We start from the raw sequence: 16087 nt of genomic DNA, 5'->3' as shown, positions 1-16087 counted from the left end.
TTAGTAATGATTATTCCAGCATTAGATTTAATTGATGGCCAAGTGGTTCGCTTATTTCAAGGCGATTATGGTCAAGTTACCGAATACAAAGTGGACCCTGCAGAGCAGTTTCGCCTCTATCATCAGGCTGGAGCTAACTGGTTGCACCTTGTCGATTTAACGGGTGCAAAAGATACTTCGGCCCGACAGCTTGATCTGATTGCCAAACTGCTTGCCAGTACCCCTGCCAATATTCAAATTGGTGGCGGTGTGCGTAGTGAGCAAGATGTGGTGGATTTATTAAATGCGGGTGCGCAGCGCGTGGTTGTCGGTTCTACGGCCGTAAAACAGCCTGAATTAGTCAAAGGATGGATGGAAAAGTATGGCGCAGAAAAAATTGTGCTAGCGCTCGACATCAACATTGATCAAGACGGCACACGTAAAGTGGCCATTTCAGGTTGGCAAGAAGATTCAGGTGTAACGATAGAAGCCTTGATTGATGATTACCTAACGGTCGGTTTGACGCACGTATTGTGCACTGATATTTCCCGCGATGGCACACTAGCCGGTTCTAACGTTGAGTTGTATATCGATTTATGCAAACAGTACCCACAAGTACAGTTTCAATCCTCTGGTGGTATCGGTAGCTTAGCGGACATCAAAGCCTTAACAGGCAGTGGCGTCGCAGGCGTGATTGTCGGTCGTGCCTTATTAGATGGTAAGTTCACCGCTCAGGAGGCATTCGAATGTTGGCAAAACGCATAATTCCTTGTTTGGATGTCCGCGATGGACAAGTAGTGAAAGGGGTGCAGTTTCGCAACCACGAAATCATTGGTGATATCGTACCGCTTGCAAAACGCTACGCCGAAGAGGGTGCGGATGAGTTGGTGTTTTACGACATTACCGCGTCGAGTGATGGCCGAGTGGTGGATAAAAGTTGGGTTGCGCGTGTCGCGGCAGTGATTGATATTCCATTTTGCGTCGCGGGCGGTATTAAATCTGCCGAAGATGCTGCGCGAATTTTAGAATTTGGTGCAGATAAAGTCTCCATTAACTCTCCAGCACTCGCTAACCCACAGTTGATTACTGACTTGGCGGATAAATTTGGCGTGCAATGTATTGTGGTCGGCATTGACTCTTACTTCGATCAAGAAACGGGTCAGTATCAGGTCTATCAATTTACTGGCGATGAGACGCGCACCAAAGCAACACAGTGGCAAACTTGCGATTGGGTACAAGAGGTACAAAAACGTGGTGCGGGTGAAATCGTATTGAATATGATGAACCAAGACGGCGTGCGTAATGGTTATGATCTACAGCAACTCCAGAAGGTACGTGCTGTGTGTCGCGTGCCACTTATCGCTTCTGGCGGGGCGGGAACGATGGAGCACTTTGCGCAAGCTTACCAACAAGCTCATGTCGATGGCGCGTTGGCGGCATCGGTTTTTCACAAGCAGATCATCAATATCGGCGAATTAAAACAATATTTACAAGCAGAAGGTGTAGAGGTAAGACGATGAGTTTTCAAGTATCGAGTGCGGTTGCACTTTCTGAGCGTATTGATTGGAACAAAGTTGATGGCCTTGTTCCGGCGATAGTGCAAGATTTTCAATCAAGTCAAGTGCTTATGATGGGTTACATGAACCAAGATGCGTTGCAAAAAACCGCGCAAACAGGCCAAGTGACGTTCTTTTCTCGCAGCAAACAGCGCCTTTGGACCAAAGGAGAGACCTCTGGTCATGTGTTACAGTTGAAAAACATGGCGCTCGATTGTGATAACGACACTTTATTGGTCAAAGTGAATCCCATTGGGCCAACGTGCCATACTGGAACCACAACCTGTTGGGATAACGATGCACAAGAAGAGTCTCAAATGGTGTGGCTTCATCAGCTTGAGCAGCTATTGGCTGCCCGCAAGAGTGCCGACCCTGATTCCTCTTACACCGCTAGCCTTTATGCCCGTGGAACAAAGCGTATTTCGCAGAAAGTGGGCGAAGAGGGCGTTGAAGTTGCGCTTGCGGCGACGTCGGGCGATAAGGCGGAGTTAGTGTGTGAGTCTGCTGATTTGATTTATCACTTATTGGTGCTATTGCAAGACCAAGGATTAGCGTTGAGTGATGTGATTGATAAGCTTAAAGAACGCCATAAATAAACACAGTGAAGCCTCTTAAATAATAAAGAGGCTTCCGTTTTTGAGAGCGGTGTTAGAGGGTAATTTCTTTCCACTCACCGGGTTGTAGATCGCCTAAAACAATGTCACCCATCGCGTAGCGCACTAAGCGCAGTGTTGGAAAGCCAATATGCGCTGTCATACGTCGTACTTGCCGGTTTTTACCTTCAGTAATGGTAATCGCAAGCCATGTGGTTGGGATTTGTGCGCGAAAACGAACCGGTGGATTACGTTCCCACAAGGTAGGCGGTTGCAAAATCTCAACCTTGGCAGGCAGCGTCATGCCATCTTTTAGCTCTACACCTTGGCGCAATTTATCTAAATCGTTTTGAGCGGGTTCTCCTTCTACTTGAACCCAATACGTTTTTGGTAATTTTGACTGCGGCTGCGTTAGTCTCGCTTGCAAGATGCCGTCATTGGTGAGCACCATCAAACCTTCGCTGTCTCTGTCCAAGCGACCTGCGGCATACACCTCTTTTACGGGAATAAAATCAGCGAGAGTTTTGCGCCCATCACCATCAGTAAACTGGCTTAGTGTATCAAAAGGCTTATTAAAGATGATGACTTTTCGATCAGCAAGTGATATTCGTTTTTTTACCTCTTCTGCAGATGAAGAGGAGCGGGCGGTTGAACGCTGATGTGGATCGCGCCGTTTAAAATGAGAAGAGCCAGAGGGTTTTGATACTGATGAAGAATCACGACGCAAGCGGGATGACATGTTAACTACCTTGCAAAAATGTAAATGAAGTGTGTTTGAAAGTTTTCTGAACTTTGGATTTAAGCTATGATTTGCGCGCCCAGAAACAGGATTGACGCACAAGATAATAGACTATTATCCTAGTTTTGTTTAATTATACTCAACCCATGCTATTTGGATTCAGTATCAATAAAGGGTTTGGGTGTATACGTATTTTCACTCAATGACTAAAATCGGATAACGCTCAACGACATTCGATTCAGTTTTTGAAAGAGTGACGCTATCGTGTTCAAGACGCGAGGATGCTAACCCACTTGACACGGACAATCACACAGCGCTGTTTCATCCAATGGTGCTGCTAGAACAAATAGGGAAATTTTTCATGCCTACAGAAAAACCTACAATTATTTATACCATTACAGACGAAGCACCAGCACTGGCCACTTATTCTTTATTGCCGATTATCCAATCCTTTACCGCCTCGTCAGGCATTAGCGTTGAAACCCGCGATATTTCACTGGCTGCGCGTATCCTTGCCAGCTTCCCAGAACATTTAAAAGAAAATCAACGTGTAAGTGATGCGCTTGCCGAATTAGGTGAACTGGCGACCAAACCAGAAGCGAATATTATTAAACTGCCTAACGTTTCTGCATCGGTCCCACAATTGAAAGCCGCGATTAAAGAGTTGCAGGAAAAAGGTTACGACCTACCAAATTATCCTGAAGAACCAAGTACCTACGAAGAAGAAGCGATTAAAGCGACTTACGATAAAATCAAAGGCAGTGCGGTTAACCCAGTGTTACGTGAAGGAAACTCCGATCGCCGCGCACCATTATCAGTCAAGAATTATGCGAAGAAAAACCCACATTCAATGGGCGCATGGTCACCGCAATCCCGTTCACATGTTGCCAGCATGCAAGACAAAGATTTCTATGGAACAGAAAAGTCAGTCACCATTGAAGGTGACACTAAGGTCAAAATTGAGTTTGTCGGCCATGATGGCTCGACTAAAGTCTTAAAGAAAGAGTTTGCGCTGCTTGATAAAGAAATTATCGATGCTTCAGTTCTAAGCAAAAAAGCGTTAGTTGAGTTTTTCGAGCAACAAATCGCAGCAGCGAAACAGCAAGATGTGCTGCTTTCCTTGCACATGAAAGCAACCATGATGAAAGTGTCTGACCCAGTCATTTTCGGCCATGCCGTTAAAGTGTACTACAAAGACGTATTTGCGAAGTATGGTGCGTTGTTTGACTCATTAGGTGTTGATGTCAACAATGGCCTAGGCGATGTTTACGCGAAAATACAAGCATTGCCACAAGCACAGAAAGAAGAAATTGAAGCCGCGATTCAAGCGGTTTATAACACGCAGCCACCGCTTGCTATGGTCGATTCTGACCGAGGTATTACTAACCTACATGTCCCAAGCGATATCATTGTTGATGCGTCAATGCCAGCAATGCTGCGCGCTTCTGGTCAAATGTGGGGGCCAGATGGCAAGCAACAAGACACCAAAGCACTGATCCCAGATCGCTGCTACGCTGGCGTTTATCAAGCGGTGATTGATTTTTGTAAAAAGCACGGCGCATTTGATCCCACCACGATGGGCAGTGTGCCAAACGTGGGCCTTATGGCGCAAAAAGCTGAAGAATATGGATCGCACGATAAAACCTTTATCCTCGATGCTGCGGGTTCGGTACGTGTTGTGGATACCTCCGGCAAAGTATTGCTAGAGCAAGCTGTTGAAGCTGGTGATATTTTCCGCATGTGCCAAGTGAAAGATGCACCGATCCAAGACTGGGTGAAACTGGCCGTGACTCGCGCCAGAGCTACTGGCGTTCCTGCGATTTTCTGGTTAGACGATCAGCGTGCGCATGACCGTGAATTGATCAAAAAAGTCAACGTCTACCTTGCTGATCATGATACGGCTGGCTTAGATATTCAGATCCTATCACCTGTTGAAGCGACTCTGTTCACACTTGAGCGTCTCAAAGCGGGTAAAGATACCATCTCAGTTACGGGTAACGTACTGCGTGATTACCTCACGGATCTATTCCCCATTCTTGAGCTTGGTACCTCGGCTAAAATGTTGTCGATTGTTCCCTTAATGAATGGCGGTGGCTTGTTTGAAACAGGTGCTGGTGGTTCTGCACCAAAACACGTTCAGCAGGTTGAGAAAGAAAACCACTTGCGTTGGGATTCGTTAGGCGAGTTTTTAGCGCTGGCGGCGTCTTTGGAACATTTGAGTGTTGTCACTGGAAATGCGAAAGCGAAAGTACTAGCCGATGCGCTTGATAAAGCCACTGGTAAGTTCCTTGATCTCAATAAATCACCATCGCGCAGAGTTGGTGAGCTTGATAACCGTGGCAGTCACTACTATCTTGCAACCTATTGGGCTGAGGCCTTAGCAGAGCAGACAGCGGATGCTGATTTAGCGGCGGAATTCGCACCGATTGCGAAGCAGCTACAAGAAAATGAACAGGTTATCGTCTCTGAGCTGAATCAGGCACAAGGTACTCCGGGTGATTTGGGTGGTTACTATGCGCCAGTGTTTGAAAAAGCATCAGCACTAATGCGTCCAAGCCAAACCTTGAACGCGATCATTGGCGCTTAACCTTCAGTTATTCACCTCTAAGCAATAAAAAAACCCGCCAGTTCGGCGGGTTTTTCATCAAATACACGTTTGGCAGCGATTATTTTGCAAGTTGACCTTCGATTGGAACAACAGCGCTAGCGTGATAACCTTTCGGCCCCTGTTCAATCTCGTAGGAAACTTGTTGGCCCGCTTTGAGTGTGCGGTAGCCTTCCATTTGAATGGTTGAATAGTGAGCAAAAATATCGGTATCCTCACCTTCTGGACAAATAAACCCAAATCCTTTGGCGTTGTTAAACCATTTTACTGTACCTGTAGCCATGCTTTACATCCCTCATTGCATTTTAGTTACTGATGTTGTTATCGAGAAACTTATCCTAAAAACGTTACCCGAATGTGAATATCAATTCAGCCGCTGCCAAATTTTTAGTCACTAATTGACCAATGTAGTCAATGATTCAGCGCAGTCAATAGGCAAAAGGTATGATACTCGACATATTTGCAAATAAATCACTTTTAAGGTTTACACTGTTGTAACGATTAAATAGGGCGTTAAGAATGAAATAGTTAAAGAAAGCAGTTGCTTTTGTTTTCTTTTTAATCAACTACGCCGTTGATAGTTCGGAATAGCAATGTTTTATTTGCAGCGATACAATTGCTGCATTAGTCTCTAAGTAAGGGTTGTTTTTCAACTGTGTCGGTAGCACTAATAACATTAATAGATTCCAACGACACAGTGGTTACTGAGAGGCACACGGTTCCACTAGGTAGAGAAGCACTCTAAATACGGTCATCATGAGTAAACATTTTGAATGGGTGACTCCAGACTCAGATCTTCTGGAGAAAGAGAAGACAGCAATTAAACCACCAGCGATGTACAACGTAGTTCTCAATAACGATGACTACACGCCGATGGAGTTTGTGATTGAAATCCTTGAGCGATTTTTCTCGATGGATATCGACAAAGCAACACAGATAATGCTCAAGGTGCATTATGAAGGGAAAGCAATTTGTGGCACGTTCAGTGCCGAGATTGCAGAGACCAAAGTAGCTCAAGTTACTTTGTACTCAAGGGAAAATGAGCATCCACTGCTTTGTACTATGGAGCAAGCGTAGTCGCTTGCTGGAGCAACAAAGTGGTTCCTTAAGGAGGTACTTATGCTTAATAAAGAACTAGAGTCGAGTCTAAACGGCGCGTTCGCTCGAGCGCGAGACAAAAGACATGAATTCATGACCGTCGAGCACCTCCTACTTGCGTTATTAGAAAATGATGCAGCCAGAGAGGCCTTATTAGCCTGCCAAGCGGATTTGGATGCCTTACGCCAAGAGCTTGATATTTTTATTGATCAAACCACCCCTCTTATTCCTGAAAGTGACGAAACACGTGAAACGCAACCTACATTGAGTTTTCAACGTGTGCTGCAACGTGCTGTATTTCATGTGCAATCCTCTGGCCGCAATGAAGTCACAGGGGCGAATGTACTGGTTGCAATCTTTAGTGAGCAGGAGTCACATGCGGCTTACCTACTGAAAAAAAATGACATCAGTCGCTTAGATATCGTCAACTACATTTCGCACGGCATCACTAAAGCTTCCAGCGCAAGTGATAATTCAGCCTCTTCCGACTCTTTTAGCAGCGAATCAGCTGATGAAGTCAGTTCTGATGAACGTTTGGAAAGCTTTGCCAGCAACCTCAACCAATTGGCAAAGCAAGGGTTGATTGATCCGCTAATTGGGCGTGATAAAGAGCTAGAACGAACCATTCAAGTGTTGTGTCGTCGCCGTAAAAATAATCCGCTGTTAGTGGGAGAAGCGGGAGTCGGTAAAACGGCGATTGCGGAAGGGCTGGCGTGGCGTATTGTGGAAGGTCAAGTGCCTGAAATCATTCAAAATAGCGTTATTTATTCACTGGATATTGGCTCATTGCTCGCTGGAACTAAGTATCGTGGCGATTTTGAAAAGCGTTTTAAAACCATTTTGAAACAGCTTGAAAAAGAGCAGGACGCGATCCTATTTATTGATGAAATTCATACCATCATCGGTGCGGGTGCCGCTTCTGGTGGTCAGGTGGATGCGGCTAACTTAATCAAACCTCTGCTTAGCAGCGGTAAATTGCGCTGCATCGGCTCAACGACTTATCAAGAGTACAACAACATCTTTGAAAAAGAGCGCGCGCTGGCTCGCCGTTTTCAAAAAATCGATGTGGTCGAGCCATCGTTGGATGACACCACTAAAATACTTATGGGCCTGAAAACAAAATACGAGGCGCACCATGATGTACGTTACACCAATAAAGCGTTACGTGCGGCCGTAGAGCTTTCTGCAAAATACATCAATGAACGTCATTTGCCAGATAAAGCGATTGATGTGATTGATGAAGCGGGAGCACGTTCAAGATTGGCACCTGCAAGTCGCCGCAAGAAAACCGTTGGAGTGGCCGATATTGAAGCGATGGTTGCTAAAATGGCGCGTATTCCAGAAAAATCAGTCTCTTCTTCCGATAAAGACATTTTGCAGCACCTTGATAGAAAAATGAAAATGTTGGTATTTGGACAAGATGACGCTATCGATGTATTGAGTGAGGCGATCAAACTCTCACGCGCAGGCTTAGGTGCTGACAATAAACCGGTGGGCTCATTCTTGTTTGCAGGGCCAACAGGCGTGGGTAAAACAGAAGTGACAGTGCAGTTATCGAAGCTACTTGGCATTGAGCTGCTGCGTTTTGATATGTCTGAGTATGGTGAACGCCACTCAGTGAGTCGTTTAATTGGTGCTCCTCCTGGTTATGTTGGGTATGACCAAGGTGGCTTGCTAACTGATGCTGTGATTAAACATCCACATTCAGTAGTGCTACTTGATGAGATTGAGAAAGCGCACCCTGATATTTTCAACTTGCTACTTCAAGTCATGGATAACGGCACTTTAACGGATAACAATGGACGAAAAGCGGATTTCCGTAACATCATTTTGGTGATGACAACCAACGCAGGTGTTGCAGAGACAGTGAAAAAATCGATTGGTCTTATCCAACAAGACAATAGTTTTGATGCGATGTCAGAGATTAAGAAAGTATTCACACCCGAATTTCGTAACCGTTTAGATAACATCATCTGGTTTAATCGTTTGGATGAGCGTGTAATCCATCAAGTGGTTGATAAGTTTATTGTTGAACTACAAGCTCAACTCGATGCGAGAGGTGTATCGTTAGAGGTTTCTGAGGATGCTCGTCATTGGCTTGCTGTGAAAGGCTACGATATTGAGATGGGCGCTCGTCCGATGGGCCGCGTGATTCAGGATAAGCTGAAAAAGCCATTAGCGAATGAGTTGTTGTTTGGCTCGTTGGTCGATGGTGGCACAGTGAAAGTGGATTTAGATGGTGAAGAGCTTAAGTTTAAGTACATTGGTTCTCGTGAAGAAGCGGTTCACTAATCGGTAATCCCGATGCTTATCACCTAATAACAAAAGCACGCTGAGGCGTGCTTTCTTCTATGCATTGCATTTAATCCAGTTCTATAAGTAACAAAAAACGGAGCATTTAGCTCCGTTTTTTGTTGCGTTCGAAAATCAGAGATTAACGAGCACGGAAGACGATGCGGCCTTTAGTTAGGTCGTATGGAGTCATCTCTACAGTTACTTTGTCACCAGTAAGAATACGAATGTAGTTCTTACGCATTTTACCAGAGATGTGAGCTGTTACTACGTGGCCGTTTTCTAGCTCAACACGGAACATTGTGTTTGGAAGAGTATCAAGGACAGTGCCTTGCATCTCAATTACGTCTTCTTTAGCCATTTAATCCTCTTTAGAAACTTGGCGATTTTTAACGGACGCATTCTGCCGCTAAAAGATAAATATGTAAAGTTGGGGCGTATTCTACCCTTGCCAACGTTGATTTACTAGCTTTTGATGGCGCTCAAAGCGTACTTTGTAGTTCATTGCTGGGCATTCATCAATTTGATAACCCAAATATAACCATTGTTTCTGTGTGGCTTGGCAATATTGCAGTTGAAATAAAACGCCCAGTGTCCCGAGTGACAGATCTGACTCTGGATCATAAAAGGTATAAAAGGCGCTGGCACTGTTTTGTAAAATATCCGTCACCGCAATCGCGACCAGTTGTCCATTTTGATAAATATGCAGGTATTGAGTATCTAGCCAACGACAAGCGGAAAAGGTTGCAAACTCCTGCTCGTTGGGAGGGTACATGCTGCCCTCTTTATGTCGCGCTTCAATATAGCGGGCATAGAGTGCAAACCAACCCGAATCCATGGTCGGTTTCAACTGCCACTGAAAAGCGTGTGCCTTTTTGAGTAACCGCTTTTGGCTGGTTGATAGCTTGACTTGGTCAACAAAAACACGCAATGCTTGGCAGGAGTTGCAATTGTCACAGTGAGGTTTGTAAATGGTATCCCCACTGCGCCGAAAACCATTTGCGAGTAGAATTTCATAATTCTCAGGCGATTGCATGGCGGAGTCTAAAGTCACAGCGACACGTTCTTGCCTATCTTTTAAATAGCTACAAGGGTGGTTATTGGTTAAACCGATGCGTATTTGCTGTAAATCTGAGCTCATGGTTATCCTTCATTAGGCAAGGTGATCCACTGGGGTGTAAAGCAGCGCTCATCGACAGAGCTATCTCTAAAAGATAGCAAGGATTTGAGAAAATCGTCGCGCTCTAATTCGAAAGCTCCCAATGATGCCAGATGCGGATTCATCACCTGACAATCAATCAACTGTCCACCGTGTGATTGAAAATGCTGGCAAAAATACCAAAGCGCAATTTTTGATGCATTGACTTTGGTACTAAACATCGACTCACCGCAAAACATTTGGCCCATTTGTATGCCATAGAGCCCGCCGATCAATTTATCTTCCTGCCACACCTCAACCGAATGACAACGGCCAGAAGCCGCAAGGGCGAGGTAGGCGCTGCGCATCTCTTCATTTAGCCAAGTTTGATCTGCGGGTCTTACGTTGGCGCAACTTGTAATTACCTCTTTAGTTGCATGGTTAAGGCTTATTTTATATTGATGTTTTCGCTGGAATTTTTTAACGCTTTTAGCTGGAGAAAAAGTTTGTGGGTTAAACACAGCTCGCGGAGCGGGGCTCCACCAAAGAATAGGCTCTTGTGGGCCATACCAAGGAAAAATTCCGTGTCGATAAGCATTATAAATACGTTCTGGTTGTAAATCTCCACCAAACGCGAGTAGTCCATTTGGCTCTTCTAGCGCCTCATCAGCGGAAGGAAAAGAGAAATCATCAAGCGCAAGTTGAGGAAGGTAAATAGTCATGTTCGATCCGATCTGGGTTAACCATCAAGATAAGGCCACGGAATGAGGATAGTAGGGATTTTTCAATAGTTTGCCAATCATTACTATCAGGCCATATTTGTACTGGAGTTCGCTTTTATTTTTAGATAGGCTGCAAGTACGAAGAATTTTCATTTTCCCAGAGCAAACAGGAGCTCTTTGGAAGATGCAAGGAAACACAACTCGAATGGAAAGCCTCACGTTACAACCAATAAAAAAAATTAATGGGCAAGTCAATTTACCCGGTTCCAAAAGTGTCTCAAACCGAGCGCTACTGCTTGCCGCTCTGGCAAGTGGTACGACTAAGCTAACGAACTTGTTAGACAGTGACGACATTCGCCACATGCTCAACGCACTAGCAAAACTTGGTGTGGAGTATCGTTTGTCAGACGACAAAACGGTGTGTGAGATAAAAGGTTTGGGTCGGCCTTTTAGCATCGAGCAATCCGTTGAGCTGTTTTTAGGTAATGCAGGGACGGCAATGCGTCCACTTGCGGCAGCATTAGTCCTTGGACAGGGTGAGTTCATTTTGACTGGTGAGCCGAGGATGAAAGAACGTCCAATCGGTCATCTCGTTACAGCGTTACGTGAAGCGGGCGCTGATATTGAGTACCTTGAAAACGAAGACTTCCCGCCGTTAAAAATTACGGCAACCGGCCTTAAAGCTGGAATCGTGGCGATTGACGGTTCAATCTCGAGTCAATTTTTGACCGCCTTTTTAATGGCTGCGCCACTGTCTGATGGTGAAATGACGATCAACATCGTCGGTGACTTGGTCTCAAAGCCCTACATTGATATCACGTTACACATCATGGCGCAGTTTGGTGTAAAAGTGATCAACCATAACTACACTCAATTTGTGATCCCAGCTGGGCAATCGTATGTTTCTCCTGGGCAGTTTTTGGTGGAAGGGGATGCATCCTCTGCTTCTTACTTCCTCGCGGCGGCGGCTATCAAAGGTGGCGAAGTAAAAGTTACTGGTATTGGTAAAAACAGTATCCAAGGGGATATTCAATTTGCCGATGCGCTAGAAAAAATGGGCGCAGTCATCGAATGGGGGAATGATTATGTCATCGCTCGTCGTGGAGAGCTTAATGCGGTTGATCTCGATTTTAATCACATTCCTGATGCGGCTATGACCATTGCGACGACCGCATTATTTGCCAAAGGCACCACAGCCATTCGCAACGTATATAATTGGCGTGTTAAAGAAACTGATCGTTTAGCCGCAATGGCGACGGAGCTGCGTAAAGTGGGTGCAGAGGTTGAGGAAGGGGATGATTACATTATCATCACACCACCGACGTCATTACAGCATGCGGCAATCGACACTTATGACGATCATCGAATGGCGATGTGTTTTTCGCTGGTTGCACTGAGCGATACCGCAGTGACGATTAATGATCCTAAATGTACTTCGAAAACGTTTCCTGATTATTTTGAAAAGCTTGCGCAACTAAGCCACTAGGCATTGAGCGTTTAAACCCAATAATGAAAAGCCTCGAATGAGGCTTTTTTTCATCAAGAATTACGATTGAACGAGAGTAAATTGCTTTGATAAATGCAAGGCAAGGTACTTGAACATGTTAAATACCGCAGTGGTATTAGGTGTTGGCAGCCCCTTGTCGTCTAAAAAGTAGTTGCCTTTAAAAACTAATACATCCTCTTTTTCTTCAACGCTATCGGCGCGCATGCCAACGATATAAGCGTCATGCTCTTGAATGATTTGGTTTGCAATAAGTAACAAATCAAATTCAGTAATAGATTGTTTTTCGCTCATCTTTTACGGTCCTATGAGTAGATGTGCGAGGATAGTGCCGTAAAAGGGTAGGTAATTTCAATGATTTCAAATAGAATTCGGCGCAAAATTCGATGGAGTGGATTCTCAAGCTTTGACCAAAGAGAGAAGTCATGTCTAAGCTTAGTCAAGAAAGCCGATTTTTTATGCAATGAGAATGTGTGACTTACGGCATATTTCATTGGATTTATTTCGCGAACTGATAATACTCACTTTAGTATGAGCGCCAAAGCACGTTTAGTAGAGTGCTGCAGCAATGAAAGTCAAGCTCACAAGTACCACAGGATTCGATTTTAAACTTCTCAATTTAGGTTGGAAAGCTGGCGGAGAATAGGCCACTGAGCTCTGGTTGCATTTTGACCAATTATTGAGTGGTTGAATTTTATTTTTAAAAAACATGTTGATCTTCTTGTTAACTGGCTCGATAGTAAAAAAAGAAGCAATAATTTAGAACGTCATGCGATTTACTTTCGCGTAATGATTAAGGGCATTTGAGTCAATTATGGGTAAATCACTCGTTATAGTGGAATCGCCAGCCAAGGCTAAAACGATCAATAAATATCTTGGTAAAGATTTTATTGTTAAGTCGAGCGTAGGGCATGTTCGTGATCTTCCAACCGCAGGTCAAAGTACCGCTAAAAAAGCAACGCCTAGTTCTTCTTCAAAGAACCTTAGCGCTGAAGAGAAAGCACGCTTGAAAAGCGAGAAAGACCGCAGTTCGTTAATTAAGAAGATGGGCATCGACCCTTATCACGGCTGGGAAGCGAATTACCAAATTTTGCCGGGTAAAGAAAAAGTAGTGGCGGAATTGCAAAAGCTTGCCAAAGATGCCGACTGCATTTATCTCGCAACCGATTTGGACCGCGAAGGAGAGGCCATCGCTTGGCACCTTCGTGAGATCATCGGTGGCGATGAACAGCGATACAAACGAGTTGTATTTAACGAAATTACTAAAAATGCAATCCAACAAGCCTTCCAAACACCGGGTGAATTGAATATCGACGGTGTAAACGCCCAACAAGCGCGTCGTTTCATGGACCGTGTGGTGGGTTTTATGGTCTCTCCATTACTTTGGAAAAAAGTGGCGCGTGGCTTGTCTGCGGGTCGCGTCCAATCGGTGGCGGTGAAATTACTTGTTGAGCGTGAGCGTGAAATTAACGCGTTTGTCCCTGAAGAGTTCTGGGATATCCATGCTGATACGAAAACGCAAGATAAAACGGATTTCCGTCTGTTGGTTGCGCAAAAAAATGATGTAGCGTTTAAACCTGTCAACGAAGCGGAAGCTAAATCAGCGGTTTCGATTTTAGAAAAAGCTTCTTACGAAGTGTGTAAACGTGAAGACCGCCCAACCAGCAGCAAACCTTCCGCTCCTTTTATCACCTCGACGTTACAGCAAGCAGCCAGTACACGCTTGGGTTACGGAGTGAAGAAAACGATGATGCTAGCTCAGCGCTTGTATGAGGCGGGTTACATCACTTATATGCGTACCGATTCAACCAACTTAAGTGCTGAAGCGGTCGAAGCGGTTCGCAGCTATATTGGGAGTGAGTTTGGACAAGCTTACTTACCTGAGAATCCGTTAGCTTATGGAAGTAAGCAGGGCGCTCAAGAAGCGCACGAAGCGATTCGTCCATCCAGTGTGGATGTTAAAGCCGATGATTTACAAGGTATGGAAGCGGATGCTCATAAGCTATACGCGCTAATCTGGAATCAGTTTGTTGCTTGCCAAATGACGCCAGCTCAATACGATTCGACCACTGTGAGCGTGAAAGCGGCAGAATTTACCCTTAAGGCGAAAGGTCGCATCCTTAAATTTGATGGTTGGACACGAGTTCAACGTCCAATGGGTAAGAATGAAGACCAAATTTTACCTCCAGTGAAAGTGGGCGAAACGTTGTTATTGCAAACGTTAGATCCAAAACAACATTTCACTAAGCCACCGGCACGTTATACGGAAGCTGCGCTGGTAAAAGAGCTTGAAAAGCGTGGTATAGGCCGACCATCGACGTATGCATCTATCATCTCTACCATTCAAGATCGCGGCTATGTGAAAGTGGATCAGCGACGTTTTTATGCTGAGAAAATGGGTGAAATCGTCACTGATCGCCTGGATGACAGTTTCAATGACTTGATGAACTATGACTTCACCGCGCGAATGGAAGAAAAGCTGGACCAAATTGCAGCAGGATCTGCAAATTGGAAAGGAGTCTTGGACGATTTCTTTAAAGATTTCACTGCAGATTTAGAAACGGCTGAACTGGATGAAGAACAAGGTGGTATGAAACCCAACCACATCGTGATGACCGACATTCAATGTCCGACATGTTCACGTCCAATGGGAATTCGTACAGCCTCTACAGGGGTGTTCCTCGGTTGTTCTGGTTATGCACTGCCGCCTAAAGAGCGTTGTAAAACCACCATTAACCTAGGTGACGAAGAAGGCGTCATCAATGTCTTGGAAGAAGATGTTGAAACGGCTGCACTGCGCGCCAAAAAACGTTGTCCTATCTGTGAAACGGCGATGGATGCGTACCTAATCGATGACACACGTAAAATGCATGTGTGCGGGAACAATCCGAACTGCGAAGGTTACGTTGTAGAATTCGGTGAGTTTAAAGTTAAAGGCTATGATGGCCCAGTTGTCGAGTGTGACAAGTGTGGGTCAAACATGGTACTGAAAAATGGCCGTTTTGGTAAGTACATGGATTGCACCAGCGATGACTGTAAAAATACGCGTAAGATCTTAAGAAGCGGCGAAGTTGCTCCACCAAAAGAAGATCCTATCCATTTCCCTGAATTGCCTTGTGAAAACTCGGATGCGTATTTTGTACTGCGTGATGGCGCTTCAGGCCTGTTTCTTGCGGCGAGCAATTTCCCGAAATCTCGCGAGACACGTGCGCCATTGGTTGAAGAATTGGCTCGTTTTAAAGAGCGCCTAGCACCAAAGTATCAATACTTAGCTGATGCGCCTGCACATGATCCTGATGGTGTGGCGGCGGTTGTACGCTTTAGTCGTAAGTCAAAAGAACACTATGTACGCACTGAGATAGAGGGTAAACCCTCAGGTTGGACGGCGTTGTTCGATAATGGGCGGTGGGAAATTACCGATAAGCGTAAAAACGCTAAAAAATAGCCTTTAATGTGATCAATGCGAAAAGGTAGCCTTCGGGCTACTTTTTTTTGGCTGGAGTTTGAGCAAGTTCAATTATTCATATAATTCATAGTGAATTTATCGCCAATATTTTGACATTTGTCGAGTAAGACAGTAATGATGAACTATCCACAAGCGATACGAGGTATTGTCGGATGTTAAGAACCATTCTCATAAAACTAATCTATTCTGTCAGCACCTTGCTATCAGCTCATGCTACTTAATAACTGAAATCAAAATATTTGGTTTAATTAATACTTATGTCTTTAACCTAGTAAACATAGCGTCATAAATTCGTTGTATTTTTAATAAAAAGAGAGTGTATATAAAATTAAGAATGCATCAATAAAGTGAATAAAAATGATTAGTTAATACATTGTTATGTTTATATGTTACAC

General features: G+C 44.6%; 14 protein-coding genes. 8 read left to right on the top strand and 6 right to left on the bottom strand.

The genetic code is table 11. From position 1 onward, the window contains the following. Positions 1–6 precede the first annotated feature (6 nt). Genes hisA through hisIE form a run of 3 tightly spaced genes read left to right on the top strand, consistent with a single transcriptional unit; the run spans position 7 to position 2131 of the window. Positions 7–744 (top strand): 1-(5-phosphoribosyl)-5-[(5-phosphoribosylamino)methylideneamino]imidazole-4-carboxamide isomerase, encoded by a 738-nt coding sequence (gene hisA / locus AACQ42_RS16420; RefSeq protein ID WP_013857092.1) that lies wholly within the window; start codon positions 7–9, stop codon positions 742–744. Next, positions 726–1499, top strand: coding sequence for an imidazole glycerol phosphate synthase subunit HisF (gene hisF / locus AACQ42_RS16415; protein WP_017044649.1), 774 nt, complete (start codon positions 726–728; stop codon positions 1497–1499). The genes hisA and hisF overlap by 19 nt, the downstream gene beginning before the upstream one ends. After that, positions 1496–2131 carry a bifunctional phosphoribosyl-AMP cyclohydrolase/phosphoribosyl-ATP diphosphatase HisIE gene (gene hisIE / locus AACQ42_RS16410; RefSeq protein WP_017043909.1) on the top strand — a complete coding sequence of 212 codons (636 nt, stop codon included), beginning with the start codon at positions 1496–1498 and terminating at the stop codon, positions 2129–2131. The genes hisF and hisIE overlap by 4 nt, the downstream gene beginning before the upstream one ends. Before the next feature lie 52 nt (positions 2132–2183). On the opposite strand, the gene AACQ42_RS16405 is transcribed toward hisIE, so the two are convergent. Next, positions 2184–2867: a pseudouridine synthase gene (locus AACQ42_RS16405; RefSeq protein ID WP_208871742.1), complete on the bottom strand. Its 684-nt coding sequence runs from the start codon at positions 2865–2867 to the stop codon at positions 2184–2186. 361 nt (positions 2868–3228) lie between these two features. On the opposite strand from AACQ42_RS16405, the gene AACQ42_RS16400 reads away from it, so the two are divergent. After that, positions 3229–5454 (top strand): NADP-dependent isocitrate dehydrogenase, encoded by a 2226-nt coding sequence (locus AACQ42_RS16400; RefSeq protein ID WP_026028830.1) that lies wholly within the window; start codon positions 3229–3231, stop codon positions 5452–5454. A 79-nt stretch (positions 5455–5533) separates the two neighbouring features. Here the strand turns inward: AACQ42_RS16400 and cspD are convergent, their stop codons facing one another. Further along, positions 5534–5755, bottom strand: a complete 222-nt coding sequence (gene cspD / locus AACQ42_RS16395) for a cold shock domain-containing protein CspD (protein ID WP_013857087.1) — start codon at positions 5753–5755, stop codon at positions 5534–5536. Positions 5756–6228: 473 nt separating this feature from the next. On the opposite strand from cspD, the gene clpS reads away from it, so the two are divergent. Both clpS and clpA read left to right on the top strand, forming a co-directional pair. Next, the gene (gene clpS, locus AACQ42_RS16390; protein ID WP_010319243.1) at positions 6229–6549 is read left to right on the top strand and encodes an ATP-dependent Clp protease adapter ClpS; all 321 of its coding nucleotides are present in this window, start codon (positions 6229–6231) and stop codon (positions 6547–6549) included. A gap of 42 nt (positions 6550–6591) precedes the next feature. Continuing rightward, the gene (clpA, locus tag AACQ42_RS16385; protein WP_013857086.1) at positions 6592–8862 is read left to right on the top strand and encodes an ATP-dependent Clp protease ATP-binding subunit ClpA; all 2271 of its coding nucleotides are present in this window, start codon (positions 6592–6594) and stop codon (positions 8860–8862) included. 142 nt (positions 8863–9004) lie between these two features. On the opposite strand, the gene infA is transcribed toward clpA, so the two are convergent. The 3 genes from infA to aat all read right to left on the bottom strand — a co-directional run bounded on the left by infA (position 9005) and on the right by aat (position 10722). Next, positions 9005–9223, bottom strand: a complete 219-nt coding sequence (infA, locus tag AACQ42_RS16380) for a translation initiation factor IF-1 (RefSeq protein WP_006075347.1) — start codon at positions 9221–9223, stop codon at positions 9005–9007. Between the two features lie 81 nt (positions 9224–9304). Beyond that, positions 9305–10003 (bottom strand): arginyltransferase, encoded by a 699-nt coding sequence (locus AACQ42_RS16375; protein ID WP_017049881.1) that lies wholly within the window; start codon positions 10001–10003, stop codon positions 9305–9307. A gap of 2 nt (positions 10004–10005) precedes the next feature. Continuing rightward, positions 10006–10722: a leucyl/phenylalanyl-tRNA--protein transferase gene (gene aat, locus AACQ42_RS16370; protein WP_094165744.1), complete on the bottom strand. Its 717-nt coding sequence runs from the start codon at positions 10720–10722 to the stop codon at positions 10006–10008. A gap of 205 nt (positions 10723–10927) precedes the next feature. Here aat and aroA point away from each other — a divergent pair, with 205 nt between their 5' ends. Next, on the top strand, positions 10928–12208 hold the full coding sequence (aroA, locus tag AACQ42_RS16365) for a 3-phosphoshikimate 1-carboxyvinyltransferase (RefSeq protein ID WP_094165743.1): 1281 nt from the start codon (positions 10928–10930) through the stop codon (positions 12206–12208). A gap of 60 nt (positions 12209–12268) precedes the next feature. Here aroA and AACQ42_RS16360 read toward each other — a convergent pair whose 3' ends face one another. Continuing rightward, a complete protein-coding gene (locus tag AACQ42_RS16360) occupies positions 12269–12520 on the bottom strand; it encodes a YciN family protein (protein WP_013857082.1) in 252 nt (83 codons plus the stop codon). A gap of 520 nt (positions 12521–13040) precedes the next feature. Here AACQ42_RS16360 and topA point away from each other — a divergent pair. After that, complete coding sequence (gene topA / locus AACQ42_RS16355; protein ID WP_094165742.1) at positions 13041–15671, top strand: type I DNA topoisomerase; 2631 nt, start codon at positions 13041–13043, stop codon at positions 15669–15671. Positions 15672–16087: the final 416 nt, after the last annotated feature.

The organism is Vibrio sp. V12_P9A6T4 (assembly GCF_963874835.1).
In the GTDB taxonomy this organism is placed as follows: domain Bacteria; phylum Pseudomonadota; class Gammaproteobacteria; order Enterobacterales; family Vibrionaceae; genus Vibrio; species Vibrio anguillarum.
This window is presented reverse-complemented; position numbering and strand designations above follow the sequence as displayed.

Bases quoted from the DNA above. Each gene is read 5' to 3' on its own strand.
- hisA (WP_013857092.1), top strand. From the start codon at position 7: ATGATTATTCCAGCATTAGATTTAATTGATGGCCAAGTGGTTCGCTTA.
- hisF (WP_017044649.1), top strand. From the start codon at position 726: ATGTTGGCAAAACGCATAATTCCTTGTTTGGATGTCCGCGATGGACAA.
- hisIE (WP_017043909.1), top strand. From the start codon at position 1,496: ATGAGTTTTCAAGTATCGAGTGCGGTTGCACTTTCTGAGCGTATTGAT.
- AACQ42_RS16405 (WP_208871742.1), bottom strand. From the start codon at position 2,867: ATGTCATCCCGCTTGCGTCGTGATTCTTCATCAGTATCAAAACCCTCT.
- AACQ42_RS16400 (WP_026028830.1), top strand. From the start codon at position 3,229: ATGCCTACAGAAAAACCTACAATTATTTATACCATTACAGACGAAGCA.
- cspD (WP_013857087.1), bottom strand. From the start codon at position 5,755: ATGGCTACAGGTACAGTAAAATGGTTTAACAACGCCAAAGGATTTGGG.
- clpS (WP_010319243.1), top strand. From the start codon at position 6,229: ATGAGTAAACATTTTGAATGGGTGACTCCAGACTCAGATCTTCTGGAG.
- clpA (WP_013857086.1), top strand. From the start codon at position 6,592: ATGCTTAATAAAGAACTAGAGTCGAGTCTAAACGGCGCGTTCGCTCGA.
- infA (WP_006075347.1), bottom strand. From the start codon at position 9,223: ATGGCTAAAGAAGACGTAATTGAGATGCAAGGCACTGTCCTTGATACT.
- AACQ42_RS16375 (WP_017049881.1), bottom strand. From the start codon at position 10,003: ATGAGCTCAGATTTACAGCAAATACGCATCGGTTTAACCAATAACCAC.
- aat (WP_094165744.1), bottom strand. From the start codon at position 10,722: ATGACTATTTACCTTCCTCAACTTGCGCTTGATGATTTCTCTTTTCCT.
- aroA (WP_094165743.1), top strand. From the start codon at position 10,928: ATGGAAAGCCTCACGTTACAACCAATAAAAAAAATTAATGGGCAAGTC.
- AACQ42_RS16360 (WP_013857082.1), bottom strand. From the start codon at position 12,520: ATGAGCGAAAAACAATCTATTACTGAATTTGATTTGTTACTTATTGCA.
- topA (WP_094165742.1), top strand. From the start codon at position 13,041: ATGGGTAAATCACTCGTTATAGTGGAATCGCCAGCCAAGGCTAAAACG.